Below are 13,753 nucleotides of genomic sequence, written 5' to 3'. Positions count from 1 at the left end.
AAACCGGTGCAGGTCCGGTGAGGGGCGAGCGACAACAGTAACGCGCAGCTCGTGCCTCAGTCCGTTTTGGTCCTGTCCAGCAACTCGGCCTCATAGGCCTTCGCGACGCGCAGGAAGCGGGCGTGGGCGTAATTCATGGCCAGGATAAAGCCCCACCAGCCGTACTTGCGGTACTTGCGCACGAAATAGGCCTTGAAGAAGCTCACCGGGAATTCGGTCAGAAGGCGGCTTTTCGGCAGCTTGCGGCCGCGGGCGCGCATGTCGTCCACCTGCATGCCCGAGTAGCGATTGTATTTGCCAACCTGAAAATCCAGTGACCGGATGGACCGGTGCGCCATGATGCCGGAAAGGTTCGAGATGCGCGCGCCTTCCTCGGGCCGGACCGTGTCATGAACCGTCGAGGCAGAGAACCGGCCCTTGCGCCGGTCATAGAGGCGGATCTGGTGATATCCGTAGGCCCAGGGGGCAGGGGTGGTTTCATGGGCATAAAGATCGCGGATCATGATGCGCCAGCCATCAGCATCCGCGTAACTGCCGTCTGCGAACTTGGCTTTGATTTCCGCGGCGAGGCCCGGAGTTACCTCTTCGTCGGCATCCAGATTGAGCAGCCAGTCGTTGCGGCACTGGTCTTCGCCGAAACGCTTTTGCGGACCGTAGCCAGGCCAGTCGTTGCGGATGACCCGCGCGCCAAGTTGTTCGGCCACGGCGACAGTCTCGTCCGTTGATCCGCTGTCGATGACGATGACCTCGTCCACCCAGCCGATGACACTTTCGATCGGTCGGGCGATCCGGTCGGCCTCGTCACGGGCGATGATGAAAACGGAAAGAGGCAGGCGGTCGGTCATGAAAGGTCCGGCGTTGGTTTGCTAGGCCGGAAATGCTCCGGCGCGACTATTTAGCCGTGCCGGAGCCCGAATTGAAGGCGCGAAATCAGGATTTCACGCGAGCAAACAGCGCGTCGAGACCTTGGAGGACAATCGTGGCGCCCTCCAGCGTGCCGTTGAAGCCGGGCGCATTGAGGTTTTCCAGCTCAAGTCCGTTCAAGGTGACGGTGGCCGGCTCGGTGCCGAGGTTGAAAGCGCACAGCACGGTCTCCCCCTGATGGCTGCGGGTGAAGACCAGCGTGTTGTCCTGGCTGTCCAGAAACACCATGTCGCCCTTCTTCAAAGGCTCCTGGGCCTGCCGCCAGGCATAGAAGGCCCGGTTCCGGTTCAGGATGGAGCTTTCGTCCTTATCCTGTTCGAAGGCGGCAAGCGCCAGATGATCCTGCGCGACCGGAAGCCAGGGCTCGGCTTCGGAGAAACCGGCGTTGCCGTTGTCTTTCACCCACGGCATTGGTGTTCGGCAGCCGTCGCGGCCCTTGTATTCCGGCCAGAAGCGGATGCCGTAGGGATCCTGCAGCTTTTCAAAAGGAACTTCAGCCTGCGGCAGGCCGAGTTCTTCGCCCTGGTAAAGGCAGGGGGTGCCACGCAGCGAGGCGCAGAGTGCAGTTTCAAGCGGTGCGAACCGGGCAATGTCCAGATCCTCACCCCAGCGGCTGGCGACCCGCTTCACGTCGTGGTTCGACAGCGCCCAGGAGGCCCAGCCGGAGCCGATGCCGGCGTTCATCTCTTCCACGATCTTGCGGATGTAGGGCGCAGAATGCTGGGGTGTCAGCAGGTCGAAGCTGTAGGCCATGTGAATGCGCTTGCCGGCTTCCGTGTAGGAGGCCGTCAGTTCCACGGCCTGTCCGTCTGCGCCGATTTCACCGACGGACGTCGTGCCCGGATATTTGTCCAGGAGCGCGCGCAGCTTCTCAAGAAACAACAGGTTTTCCGGCTGGGTCTTGTCGTAAAGGTGATCCTGATAGCCGTAGGGGTTGGTCGGATCGACGGTGGACGGCATTTCAGTCGCGCTCAGGGGTGGGTTGTCCCGGAGCTGCTTGTCGTGGAAATAGAAGTTCACCGTGTCGAGGCGGAACCCGTCGACACCGCGGTCGAGCCAGAACCTGGCGGCACCCAGAACCGCGTCCTGAACCTCAGGGTTATGGAAGTTCAGATCCGGCTGGCTGGTCAGGAAATTGTGCATGTAATACTGGCGCCGGCGGCTGTCCCATTCCCAGGCCGGGCCGCCGAAGATCGAAAGCCAGTTGGTCGGCACCGTGCCGTCCGGCTTGGCGTCGGCCCAAACGAACCAGTCGGCCTTGGCATTGTCGCGTGACGAACGGCTTTCGACAAACCAGGGATGCTGGTCGGAGGTGTGCGAAATCACCAGATCGATGATCACCTTCAGGCCGCGCGCATGAGCGGCAGCCAGCATGCGGTCGAAATCGGCAAGCGTGCCGAACATCGGGTCGACATCTTCATAGTCGGAGACATCGTAACCGAAATCATCCATCGGCGAGGTGAAGAAAGGCGACAGCCAGATGGCATCGACGCCCAACGAGGCAATGTAGTCCATGCGTTCGCTGACGCCGTTGAGGTCGCCTATGCCATCACCATTGGTGTCGTTGAAGGAGCGCGGATAGATCTGGTAGATCACCGCTCCACGCCACCAATCCGGGTCATTCTTCATGTCTGACGGCACATCAGCCTCCAGGCCCGTTTCGGCTTCTTCGAACATTGCCGGTTGTCTCCGTTCCGCTTCTGAGGCGGTCTTAATGGGTTTCAAAGCGCTTTGAATGGCTATATCCAGCGCCTTCTCAGGTCAAGTGAACAGTGTTGAAAAAGTCGTTCGGCAATTGCTTTCGGTAAGCGATGTGTGAATTGCGTCGCACATGTGGAACGGGGAGGATGAGCACATGCAAAAACCGGCCCTGCGAGGCAGGACCGGTGGAGCTACTGAAAAGGAACGAAACACGATTTTGTCCGGAACGCGCTTTTCCTACATGGCTTAAGTGACAGGGGTGTGACCATCTCATTAAGTTTGCCTGCTCCGGGCCTCGCTGAAGACGGAAGCCCCCGACATGCCGCGCTTGCGTGGCCAACGCGTGTTATCTCTTTGGACTATCTTAGTTAAGTAACTGAAATAAAACATGGAAAAATATTGTTATGACGTTTAGGTCAGTTTCTTCTTGCAAAGCAACATGGAAGCTGGAACTGTCCCCGCACACAGAACTTACGTAAGATGGAGCCCCCCGCACGGACAAGAGATCCGGCGGAAATCGGGTTTCATCTTGCGGGCGAAAAACCTGGAGGAAGTGTCATGACGGCAGCCATGGTGGGTTGGGCACACATGCCCTTCGGCAAGCATTCGGAAGAGACGGTTGAAAGCATGATCGTCAAGGTGGCGGTCGATGCCATCAAGGACGCGGGTATCGAGCCGGGAGATGTCGACGAGATCCTGCTCGGTCATTTCAATGCCGGTTTCTCGGCACAGGACTTCACCGCTTCGCTGGTGCTGCAGGCCGATCCGGCGCTGCGTTTCAAACCGGCAACCCGTGTCGAAAACGCCTGCGCCACCGGCTCTGCCGCCGTGCATCAGGGTGTGCGCGCCATTGCTTCGGGTGACGCCCGCTTCGTGCTGGTCGTCGGTGTCGAGCAGATGACCACGACGCCCGGTCCGGAAATCGGCAAAAAACCTGCTCAAGGCCTCCTATTTGAAGGAAGAAGGCGATATCCCGGCAGGCTTCGCCGGCGTCTTCGGCAAGATCGCCGACGCCTACTTCCAGAAGTACGGCGACCAGTCCGATGCCCTGGCCAAGATTGCGTCGAAGAACCACAAGAACGGTGTCGGCAACCCCTACGCCCAGATGCGCAAGGACCTCGGATTCGACTTCTGCCGCGCAGAGTCCGAAAAGAATCCGTTTGTCGCCGGTCCGCTGAAGCGCACCGACTGTTCGCTGGTGTCCGACGGTGCCGCTGCACTCGTCCTGACCGATCCTGCAACGGCGCTCGGCATGAAGAAGGCGGTTGCCTTCCGCGCGCTTGCCCATGTGCAGGATTTCCTGCCGATGTCGAAGCGCGACATCCTGAAGTTTGAAGGCTGTTCCAAGGCCTGGGGTCAGGCACTCGGCGATGCCAATCTGGCGCTGGACGATCTGTCTTTCGTCGAGACCCACGACTGTTTCACCATTGCCGAGCTGATCGAATATGAAGCCATGGGCCTCACCAAGGAAGGCGAGGGCGCTCGCGCCGTGCTGGAAGGCTGGACGGAAATGGGTGGCAAGCTGCCGGTGAACCCGTCTGGTGGTCTGAAGGCCAAAGGGCATCCGATTGGCGCTACCGGTGTCTCCATGCACGTGCTCACTGCCATGCAGCTGACCGGCACTGCCGGTGAGATTCAGGTCAAAAACGCCGAGATCGGCGGCATCTTCAACATGGGTGGTGCCGCGGTGGCCAACTTCGTGTCCGTGATGCAGGCGATGAAGTAATCGGCAGGCATTCTGCGTCTGAGAATGTTTTGGAAGAGGGCGGGAAATCGCCCTCTTTTTTGTTCGCAGGATCCGGCATTTTCTTACGCGATGACATATTCGGAAAAATCGTTGGCTGGGCTGGATCGGGCGATCGGCTGCTCGTTTTGCCTTACTCCGCAGCGTTTGCGATTGCCGAGTAGAGATCCGGATCCGTCAGTTCAGGCGGAGAAACCGGTGCGCCACCGCCTTCGCCGACGTAAGTATCCGCCACGCCGTAGATGAAGACCCCGCCCGCCTTGCGCTTTGCGATGGCGACCCGCTCGATCAACTGAAAGTCGCCCGTTTCGCAGTTCGCGTAACTTGTGTAGATCGGTTTGCCGTTCTCGTTGATCCGTTCGGAACCTGAGGTGAATTTGCCTTCCACGCATTTCTTCTGGCTGTCGGCAACAATAAGCGACATCAGTTCTTCTTCCGACTGGTAGCTACCCGCCGGAAAAATGTGCGCCACAATCGTACGTGCGTCGTTGGTGGCAACGGCATGAAGGCCGTTTAGATCTTCTTCGCGCTGCCCTTCGGGAATAAGCTTTAGCCCGGACAGGCCAGCGCTGCCCATCAGGTTGAACAGGGCCTGGGTCGCTTCGATGGCAAGTTGCGGGTCGGTCGCCGAACTGGACGCCGCCGCTTCGTCCTTGGTTGGGGCGGAATGTCCGAGGCCACCTTGAGAACTGGCGCCTGCAGCGCCGGCAACGGGTGCCGCACCGTACCGTGCGATGTTCTGCTCCACGCATTTGGCAAGACGTGCCATCAGGCGAGAGGTGCCTGTCAGGCGGAATTCGTAATTGTAGGTGCCATCTCGAACGTAGAGCGTCCGGCCTCGGCGGAACCGGGTGATGATGTAGCCGCCTCTCGGCATTTGCATGCGCGCGAGGTCCTTCGACGTTGCCTTGGCAATGCCACTCTGCCAGGCGCCCCGGTCGATGCGATACTGAAGTGCAATATCCGCGCCGACCTTCATGTTCCAGTGAGGTGCCGAAAAGCCGATGGCCCAGTTGTAATTCGTGTCGACCTGAACATACAGCGTGATGCCGCTGCGATAGTCTGCCGATGCAACACAGGTCGAGAAGGCGCCGTTCTGGTCGTCCGTGAAAGCGCTGCCATTCCAGCTGCCGATACGAAATTTGTCGACAACGGCCGCATGACCAATGCCGAGGCTGCCGAGGAGCAGTAGTCCCGCGGCAATCAATGAGTGAACAAGGTGCATCATACCCCCTTGATGCCATTCCGGCCGAGTGCCAGCCATCTGGAAAAGCTAAGCGAATTCCGCTGCGGCATCAAGAAAGACGCACGCTTCCCCGGAAGGCTGAACGCCGTTGCAAGCGAGGGCTGAACGGGGCGTTCATTGCCCGTTTTAACAGGAGGAAAACTCTTTCAACCGGACCAGGCCCGTTGGAAATTTTTCCTCGCAAAAATCACTCTGACCGGCCGCCGGGAATTGAAATTGGCCAAATCAGAGGATTGCAAAAAACTATTCCGCTTCTGTTTCCAGCTTTGAAATCCGGTGCCCGGCGCAGGCATGGGCCGCCGATTACATTAGACCCATCAAACTGGGACTGGAGACCCTGACGATGACTAGCCGTGGTGGCGACACTCTGAAAACACTGAAAAAGCCGGAAGACCGGCTCGACGTGTTTCCGGCCTTCATGAAGGTTGCCGGCCGGCGTGTGCTCGTTGTCGGGCACGGCGGTGAAGCTGCTGCAAAGGTTCGTCTCCTGGGGGAAACCAACGCCCGGATCGTCGTCGTTTCCAAAATTGTCGAACCGGATCTCCAGGAGGCTATTGACCTCTTCGAGACCGAGCATCTTGCCGAGGATTTCCAGCCTGGTCATCTGAAGGACGCCGCTTTGGTCTTTTCCGCGCGCGAAGACTGGGACCTCGACAAGGCTGTTGTCGATGCGGCACGGGCGCAGGGCGTTCCGGTCAATGCGGTCGACAAGCCGGAACTGTGCGACTTCTACACCGGAGCCCTGGTCAATCGCGCACCGATCGCCGTTGCGATAACCTCGACCGGTGTCGGTCCTGTCCTGTCGCGCCACATCCGCGCGCGCATTGAAGCCATGCTGCCGCGTTCGACCGGCGAGCTGGCGCGTCTTGCCGAAAGTTTCCGCGATGCCGCAACCAAGGTGATCCGCGACGGGGGGCTGCGTCGCAGTTTCTGGGCGCGCTTCTTCTCCGGTTCGGTCGCAACCAATCTCTATGCAGGCAAGGCTGATGTCGCCCGTTCCGAGGCGCAGCGGTTGTTGAATTCGATGGCGGACGAGCCCGGTTTTGTCTGGCTTGTCGGTGCCGGGCCGGGCGCGGAAGACCTGTTGACCCTGCGCGCGCAGCGCCTGCTGCAGGAAGCGGACGTCATCGTTCACGATGCGCTGGTGCCGGCTAATGTCGTTGCCATGGGTCGCCGCGATGCGGAGCGCATTTCAGTGGGCAAGCGCAAGGGCGCTCATTCCGTGCCGCAGTCCGAAATTTCCGAGCTCCTGGTCGAGCTTGGCCGGAAGGGCTTGAAAGTCGTGCGTCTGAAAGCTGGAGACCCGATGATCTTTGGCCGTGCGGCAGAAGAAATGGAAGCGCTTCGCGAAGCTGGTATCGGCTTTGAAATTGTTCCAGGCGTCACGGCAGCCTTCGCCGCGGCAGCGTCAGCCCAGATCCCGCTCACGTTGCGCGGTGTCGCCTCCAACCTGGTTTTCGCTACCGGCCACAATGCCAAGTCCGAAACCCTGCCGGATTGGGCTGGGCTGGCACTCAAGGGCGCGACGGTGGCCGTCTACATGGGCCGAACCGTGGCGGCTGCCGTTGCCGAGAAGATGATCGGCGCGGGCCTGAAACCTGAAACACCGGTTGCCGTGATCGAGAATGCGGCACACCCGGACGAACGCCAATTTGCCGGAACCCTGTCCGAACTCGCGGTGCTGTCGAACCGCGCTGAGATCGACGGACCGGTTCTGATCGTGATCGGCGAGGCCGTGGGCCATGCCGCAATGGACAAGGCCGAACCCCTGGCGCCGCAGCTCGCCGCCCGGGTTGTAGCCGCCTGAACTTGAAGAGAGTGGACGCACATGAAAGTCATCACCGCCAACCGCCTTTTGAACGGCGATGTTGTCTGGCTCGCGGAAAACGGTTCCTGGGTCGAGCGCATTACGCTGGCTAAGGTTTATGACGGCAAGGAAGCGGTCGCGGCAGCCCTGGCCGAAGGTCTTGAGGCCGAGAAGAACCAGAAAGTCGTTGGTGTCTACGAGATGGACGTGACCGTGGAAGAGGGCGTCATCGTACCGGTACGCCTGCGCGAAAAGATCCGGGCAACCGGCCCGACCACACACCCGGAACTGGGCAAGCAGGCCCAGGCGGTTTCCGCCTGAAACAACAATGAAGGGCAGGGCAGCGCCTTCCATGGCAGCGCCCGCTGAGGAGAGATTGAGACATGTACCGTTACGACGAATTTGACGCGAGCTTCGTGAACCAGCGTACCGAGCAGTTCAAGGACCAGGTCCGCCGCCGTCTGGCTGGCGAGCTTTCCGAGGACGAGTTCAAGCCGCTGCGCCTGATGAACGGTCTCTACCTGCAGCTCCATGCCTACATGCTGCGCGTTGCCATTCCCTATGGCACGCTCAACGGCCGGCAGATGCGCAAGCTTGCCCATATCGCCCGCACGTACGACCAGAGCTACGGTCACTTCACCACGCGCCAGAACATCCAGTTCAATTGGCCGAAACTGGAAGATACGCCGAAGATCCTGGAAGAGCTGGCAGAAGTCGAGATGCATGCCATCCAGACGTCGGGCAACTGCATTCGAAACGTGACCGCGGATCACTTCGCCGGTGCTGCCGCCGACGAGATCGCCGACCCGCGCCCCTATGCGGAAATCCTGCGCCAGTGGTCATCGCTGCATCCGGAATTCTCGTTCCTGCCGCGCAAGTTCAAGATCGCCATCACAGGCGCACCGAACGACCGTGCTGCCGTCCAGGTTCACGATATCGGTCTGCAGCTCGCACGCAACGATGCCGGTGAGATCGGGTTCGTGGTCTTCGTCGGCGGCGGACTTGGCCGTACGCCGATGATCGGCCGCAAGGTGCGCGACTTCCTTCCCGAGGAAGATCTGCTTGCCTACTCGGAAGCGATCCTGCGCGTCTATAACCGCTACGGCCGCCGCGACAACAAGTACAAGGCCCGCATCAAGATCCTGGTTCATGAAACCGGTCTGGACGAACTGAAGGCGGATATCGAGGCCGAATTCGAAAAGATCCGCTTCGGGGTCCTGCGTCTGCCGGACGAGGAAGTGCGCCGCATCGAAGCCTATTTTGCTCCGCCTCCGCTGGAAGTGGGCAATGCGACCTCGGCTGCCGTTGAAGCACGCAAGGCGGCGGATGCAGCCTTTGCCCAGTTCACGGCACATAACCTCAACCCGCACCGGGTGCCTGGCTATACCTCCGTCACATTGTCCATGAAGCCGATCGGCGGCATCCCGGGCGATGCGTCGGATGAGCAGATGGACGTGATCGCGAACCTTGCCGAGAAATACGGTCATGACGAGATCCGCATCAGCCACGAGCAGAACGTGATCCTGCCGCATGTGAAGCTGGACGACCTGCCGGCGCTGTTCGACGAGTTGGTGGCCGCGCGTATCGCGGAAGGCAATGCCGGTCTGATCACCGACATCATCGCCTGCCCGGGCATGGACTATTGCGCCCTGGCAACCGCCCGCTCCATTCCGGTTGCGCAGCGGATCTCCGAACGCTTCGGTGCTGCGGAACGGCAGGCCGAGATCGGTGAGCTGAAGATCAAGATCTCCGGCTGCATCAACGCCTGTGGTCACCACCATGTCGGCCACATCGGCATTCTCGGCCTGGAGAAGAAGGGCGAGGAATTCTATCAGGTGACGCTTGGCGGCTCCGCCAACGAAAACGCGTCCATTGGTGAAATCGTCGGCCGCGGCTTCTCGTCTGAAGAAGTGGTCGATGCCATCGAGAAGCTGGTCGATACCTATCTCGGCCTGCGGAACGGCAAAGAAGAGACCTTCTTGGAAGCCTATCGCCGGGTTGGGGAGGATCCCTTCAAGGAGGCCCTTTATGGCGCTGCATGAGACATTCAGCCTAGGTGTTGACCCGGAGCTGGGCTTGCAGGCGGAAGTCGCCGCACTCAATGCCCAGTTCGAGGATGCAACCGCGGACGACGTCCTGAGGGCGGCCATCCGCCACCAGTTCGCCGGCGGCATTGCCATGGTCTCCAGCTTCGGCGCCGATTCCGCAGTGCTCCTGCATATGGTTGCCCAGATCGACCCGTCGACGCCGGTCGTTTTCGTCGACACGGTCAAACTGTTTCCGGCCACGCTGCTCTATCGTGATGAGCTGATCGAGAAGCTCGGCCTGACCGATGTCCGCACCCAGAAGCCGAACAAGGACGATCTCTCCAGGGAAGATCCCGCGGGCATGCTCTGGATGAGCGATACCGACGCCTGCTGCCATATTCGCAAGGTGGTGCCGCTGGCCGAGGCCTTGAACGGGTTCGAAGCCTGGATTTCCGGCCGCAAGCGGTTCCAGAGCGCAAGTCGCTCCAGCCTGGAGTTCTTCGAAATCGACGAAGGCCGGGTGAAGGTCAATCCGCTGGCGGACTGGACGGCTGCCGAAATTCTGGATTATGCCAAGACTCATGATCTGCCGCCGCATCCGCTTGTGGCGCAAGGCTACCCCTCAATCGGCTGCCTGCCCTGCACCAGCAAGGTTGCCCCCGGCGAGGACCCCCGGGCTGGACGTTGGCGTGGCCAGGACAAGACGGAATGCGGCATTCACTGGCCGACCCATGGCAAGGAAGTTGACGGCAGCGGTATCTGACCGCTGCCGATTGAAGATTTTGAGGACGCAAAGAATGGCAACGATTTTCAAGGACGGCGATTTCGTCGAGGAAAGCTGGGCGCGGACAGATGCCGAAACCGGCTCTACTGTCGAAGGCGATGCGCTTGTACCGATGACCGTGTTTCTCATCGACCCGGATGCATATCTGGCACGAGACGGCAAAACCGCCGTCATCGTCGAGGCTGGTGACGATGTCGAGCTGATCGAAAATTATCTCGACCGACTGGCACTGGTTGCCGTCGACTTTCCGAGCTTTTCCGATGGCCGCGGCTTTTCCGCAGCCCGCATCCTGCGTGAGCAGATCGGCTACAAGGGTGATATCCGCGCGCTCGGGAAATACATTCTCGACCAGGTGCCGCTGGCACGCCGCTGCGGTGTGTCGACGTTCGAGATCTCCAAGCCGGAAGTGCTGAAAGCCCTGAAAGCCGGTGAATGGCCCGAAGTGACCAAATATCTGCAGCCGGTCGGCACGGTCGATGAAATCCCGGAAGGAACACGCCCGTGGGCGCGCCGCTCCCACCGGGATCTGGCGGTCGCCGCGGAGTAAGCCGAACAGGCCTGCCCGTCTTGCGCCAATGGTCATAGGCCGGCCGCACAAAATTCGAACGAGCGTTTCAGGGGACCTCGCAAGGCGGGGTCCCTATTTGTTTGCGATCGGCGATCCTTGCAAGAGGCCGTCGGCATCGCCGAAGACTACAAGTGCTTGCCCAAGGTCATTTGCTGTCGAAGGAAAAGGTGAAACCGAACCACGGCAAGCGTTTTGCCCCTCCAGTTTGTGTCAGCAACCGGAATGCAGTTCGTCAGTGGATTGAAACATCCGGTTACAGGCTGTGAATCGCATTGTCACAAGACTGACTTATTATACGTCATATGGTCTGGCGGCAAAGTGATTTGCCGGCGAACCGGCACTGGCGCACGAGGCAATGTGGCGTCGAAACGGGGATACCGGGGCATTGCCAATTGTTTCCCGAAATCCAATACCGCAGGCCGGTTCCGGTCCTCAGCAGGAATGTCGCTCAATGGCCGTCACTCGCACCCTCGAAACGCTCTTCGATCTGAGGAAGCCCGCAGTAAAGACCAACAAGGTGCTTGTGGTCGGGGTCAGTTCAAAGCGATCGCTCGGCCTGGCAATCGGCGAGCACATGTATCAGAACGGTTGGGAAACCGTGCTGACGTCGCGCCGGCCGGAAAAGTTGTCTGCCAAAACGCCACATCACGACATCCGCTTCCTGGATTATCCGCAGTCCATCGACGCGATTGACGATCTGACCGACCTGACCGGCATGGTGTTCTGCCTGGCCAAGACCGACATCGGCGAAGCCGGACAGAACGGTCTGCTGGGGACGAGCGAAGAGAACTTTCTGAAGACGATCAGCACCAGCTGTTATGCCTTCATAGCCCTGGTGCGGGAGGTGCAGCGGCGCAACCCGAACCTCAGATCCGTTGTTGCCCTGACCTTCCTGGGCGGTGAGCGCGTGGTGCCCGGCTACGAGGTCCTGGGTGTCGCAAAGGCTGCCCTGGAACACTCCGTGCGGGCGCTGGCGGCGGAACTTGGCCATGAGAATGTCCGTGTGAACGGTGTTTCCGCGGGTGCGGTCCCGACCACGTCATCGCGCGTCCTGCCCGACTTCCGCAAGGTTCATGAAGTTCTCTCGCGGCAGTCGTTCCTGCGCCGCGGTGTCACTGCAGAGGAAGTTGCCGGAGCTGCTGCCTATTTGCTCAGTGATCTTTCCGGCGGAATGACGGGTGAGATCCTGCAAGTCAACGGCGGTCTGCGGCACACGGTTCTCTAAGCCGGTGGCTGGTTCGGCGTCGTGGTCTTTTCGTGATGCCGCACGTCGTTCAGCCTAATCCAAGTCAACGCTCCACGTGAACTTAATGCAAAACATCCGTGCTCCGGAAGTTAATGCATACTTTGTGCTTGTGTTTTTATTGGTTCGTTAGATAAACACCCTCACCATGCCTCAGAGGGATCAACGGATTCGGTTGCCGAAACCTTCCGAAACCAAGGGCGCACTTCGGGAAATTGCGGAACGTCCGACGGCGAATGCCTGAATTATCTTAATTCGAGCTGTCGCAGATGGAGAGAAAATTGGTCGCAAATTTATACGGAAAGGGTGGTGTCCTGGACCGGGTCGCAAGGCCTGAAATGCGCGTACCGTTCTTGCTGGGTCTGGTGGTGTTCCTGGCTTGCATCTTCGGCATTCTTACCCGGCCGACCGGGTTCCTGGCAGCAGTCTGGCCGGCCAACGCAATCCTCCTCGGACTGCTGGTCCGTGTGCCAAAGTCGGCTTGTTGGCAGAGCTGGGTTGCTGCTGCCGTAGGCTATCTGGCAGCGGATCTTTTGACAGGAGCGACGCTCGAAAAGGCCGTGCTGCTGAATGCGGCCAACATGGTTGGGGTGGCTGCCGGGTATCAGGTCTATAAGTACTTGCCTGCCTCCTCCGTTCGGCTGCAACAACCCTTGGCCCTTCTCCATCTCGCGGTGGCTTCGGCTATCGCCGCTTCCCTGGCAGGGGTTGTCGGCGGCATCGCAAATCCGATCCTCTTTGGCGGGGGTGTCATTCCCGGCTGGATATTCTGGTCGACGACCGAGCTGGTGAACTACATCTCCTTTTTGCCGGTTATCCTGTCAGCACCGAAGCTGGAAGGAGCGTTACCGGACTTTTCCGGTCTGCTGGCCCGGTTGAGGCAGGAAAAACGTGCGCCGCTGATCCTGCTGCTGATCTCCTGTATTGCTGGAGCAGTCGTCGGAGGGCCTGGCGCCATTGCGTTTCCGGTTCCGGCGCTCTTGTGGTGTGGTGTCGTCTATCCGGTCTTTCCGACGGCGATACTGACGCTGTGCATTGGAGTGTGGGGTCTCGTCATCCTGTCAAACGGGCTTGGCGACAGCAGCTCCCTGCAACTCGACGTGATGACGCTCATTTCCATCCGGCTCGGCATTTCCCTTGTTGCACTGGCGCCTATCATGTTGTCCTGCGTCACGCAGAGCCGGAATGCGTTGCTGGTCCGTCTGCAATATCTTGCCACGCACGACCAACTGACCGACGTGCTCAACCGCAACGCTTTCCGCGAGGAGGTCTCCCGCAGTCTCTCCCTTGGCATGAACGGCTTTGCCCTGCTGATGGTCGACCTCGATCATTTCAAGTCGGTCAACGACACCTACGGACACGCCGCCGGTGATACCGTACTGGTCAGCTTCGTGCGGCGTGTGCAAGGCACGTTGCAGCCAGGCAGTCTTCTGGGTCGTATGGGCGGCGAGGAATTCGCCATCATGATTCCGAACAGCCAGATCATGGACGCAGTGGCGGGAGCCGAGAAAATTCGGCAAAGCGTCTGCTGTGAGCCAGTTGCCGCAGGAGACGGAAAACTGGTTCGCGTGACGGCAAGCCTCGGCGTCGTCGCTGTCGAACACGACAATGCAGCCTGTCTTGATACCCTGTTGGCCGAAGCCGACCGGCTTTGCTACCAGGCGAAGGAACGCGGCCGGAACCGCGTGGAGCATTGCGGAGCGGCATAG

The 13,753-nt window shown here is 59.9% G+C and carries 10 protein-coding genes and 1 pseudogene; 8 read left to right on the top strand and 3 right to left on the bottom strand.

The features are described from left to right. Positions 1–56: 56 nt before the first annotated feature. On the bottom strand, positions 57–845 hold the full coding sequence (locus ACP90_RS23860) for a glycosyltransferase family 2 protein (protein ID WP_062490411.1): 789 nt from the start codon (positions 843–845) through the stop codon (positions 57–59). Between the two features lie 85 nt (positions 846–930). Then, positions 931–2,601 carry an alpha-glucosidase family protein gene (locus ACP90_RS23855; RefSeq protein ID WP_062490409.1) on the bottom strand — a complete coding sequence of 557 codons (1,671 nt, stop codon included), beginning with the start codon at positions 2,599–2,601 and terminating at the stop codon, positions 931–933. Between the two features lie 582 nt (positions 2,602–3,183). Between ACP90_RS23855 and ACP90_RS23850 the strand changes: the two are divergent. Continuing rightward, positions 3,184–4,351: pseudogene (locus ACP90_RS23850) on the top strand (acetyl-CoA acetyltransferase). 151 nt (positions 4,352–4,502) lie between these two features. Here ACP90_RS23850 and ACP90_RS23845 read toward each other — a convergent pair. Then, positions 4,503–5,597 carry a hypothetical protein gene (locus tag ACP90_RS23845; RefSeq protein ID WP_062490407.1) on the bottom strand — a complete coding sequence of 365 codons (1,095 nt, stop codon included), beginning with the start codon at positions 5,595–5,597 and terminating at the stop codon, positions 4,503–4,505. A 361-nt stretch (positions 5,598–5,958) separates the two neighbouring features. On the opposite strand from ACP90_RS23845, the gene cysG reads away from it, so the two are divergent. From cysG to ACP90_RS23810, 7 genes are all read left to right on the top strand, one after another. Then, positions 5,959–7,422, top strand: a complete 1,464-nt coding sequence (gene cysG / locus ACP90_RS23840) for a siroheme synthase CysG (RefSeq protein ID WP_062490406.1) — start codon at positions 5,959–5,961, stop codon at positions 7,420–7,422. 21 nt (positions 7,423–7,443) lie between these two features. After that, positions 7,444–7,743 carry a DUF2849 domain-containing protein gene (locus ACP90_RS23835; protein ID WP_023002204.1) on the top strand — a complete coding sequence of 100 codons (300 nt, stop codon included), beginning with the start codon at positions 7,444–7,446 and terminating at the stop codon, positions 7,741–7,743. A 62-nt stretch (positions 7,744–7,805) separates the two neighbouring features. Beyond that, positions 7,806–9,464 (top strand): nitrite/sulfite reductase, encoded by a 1,659-nt coding sequence (locus ACP90_RS23830; protein WP_062490404.1) that lies wholly within the window; start codon positions 7,806–7,808, stop codon positions 9,462–9,464. Continuing rightward, positions 9,451–10,212 (top strand): phosphoadenylyl-sulfate reductase, encoded by a 762-nt coding sequence (locus ACP90_RS23825; RefSeq protein ID WP_023002202.1) that lies wholly within the window; start codon positions 9,451–9,453, stop codon positions 10,210–10,212. The genes ACP90_RS23830 and ACP90_RS23825 overlap by 14 nt, the downstream gene beginning before the upstream one ends. 34 nt (positions 10,213–10,246) lie before the next feature. Then, the gene (locus ACP90_RS23820) at positions 10,247–10,780 is read left to right on the top strand and encodes a DUF934 domain-containing protein (RefSeq protein ID WP_062490402.1); all 534 of its coding nucleotides are present in this window, start codon (positions 10,247–10,249) and stop codon (positions 10,778–10,780) included. Positions 10,781–11,252: 472 nt separating this feature from the next. Continuing rightward, positions 11,253–12,026, top strand: coding sequence for an SDR family oxidoreductase (locus ACP90_RS23815; RefSeq protein WP_023002200.1), 774 nt, complete (start codon positions 11,253–11,255; stop codon positions 12,024–12,026). Positions 12,027–12,325: 299 nt separating this feature from the next. Next, on the top strand, positions 12,326–13,753 hold the full coding sequence (locus tag ACP90_RS23810) for a sensor domain-containing diguanylate cyclase (protein ID WP_158514215.1): 1,428 nt from the start codon (positions 12,326–12,328) through the stop codon (positions 13,751–13,753).

It is taken from the genome of Labrenzia sp. CP4, from assembly GCF_001579905.1.
Taxonomy (GTDB): domain Bacteria; phylum Pseudomonadota; class Alphaproteobacteria; order Rhizobiales; family Stappiaceae; genus Roseibium; species Roseibium algicola.
This window is presented reverse-complemented; position numbering and strand designations above follow the sequence as displayed.

Bases quoted from the DNA above. Each gene is read 5' to 3' on its own strand.
- ACP90_RS23830 (WP_062490404.1), top strand. From the start codon at position 7,806: ATGTACCGTTACGACGAATTTGACGCGAGCTTCGTGAACCAGCGTACC.
- ACP90_RS23845 (WP_062490407.1), bottom strand. From the start codon at position 5,597: ATGATGCACCTTGTTCACTCATTGATTGCCGCGGGACTACTGCTCCTC.
- ACP90_RS23815 (WP_023002200.1), top strand. From the start codon at position 11,253: ATGGCCGTCACTCGCACCCTCGAAACGCTCTTCGATCTGAGGAAGCCC.
- ACP90_RS23835 (WP_023002204.1), top strand. From the start codon at position 7,444: ATGAAAGTCATCACCGCCAACCGCCTTTTGAACGGCGATGTTGTCTGG.
- ACP90_RS23825 (WP_023002202.1), top strand. From the start codon at position 9,451: ATGGCGCTGCATGAGACATTCAGCCTAGGTGTTGACCCGGAGCTGGGC.
- ACP90_RS23855 (WP_062490409.1), bottom strand. From the start codon at position 2,601: ATGTTCGAAGAAGCCGAAACGGGCCTGGAGGCTGATGTGCCGTCAGAC.
- cysG (WP_062490406.1), top strand. From the start codon at position 5,959: ATGACTAGCCGTGGTGGCGACACTCTGAAAACACTGAAAAAGCCGGAA.
- ACP90_RS23820 (WP_062490402.1), top strand. From the start codon at position 10,247: ATGGCAACGATTTTCAAGGACGGCGATTTCGTCGAGGAAAGCTGGGCG.
- ACP90_RS23860 (WP_062490411.1), bottom strand. From the start codon at position 845: ATGACCGACCGCCTGCCTCTTTCCGTTTTCATCATCGCCCGTGACGAG.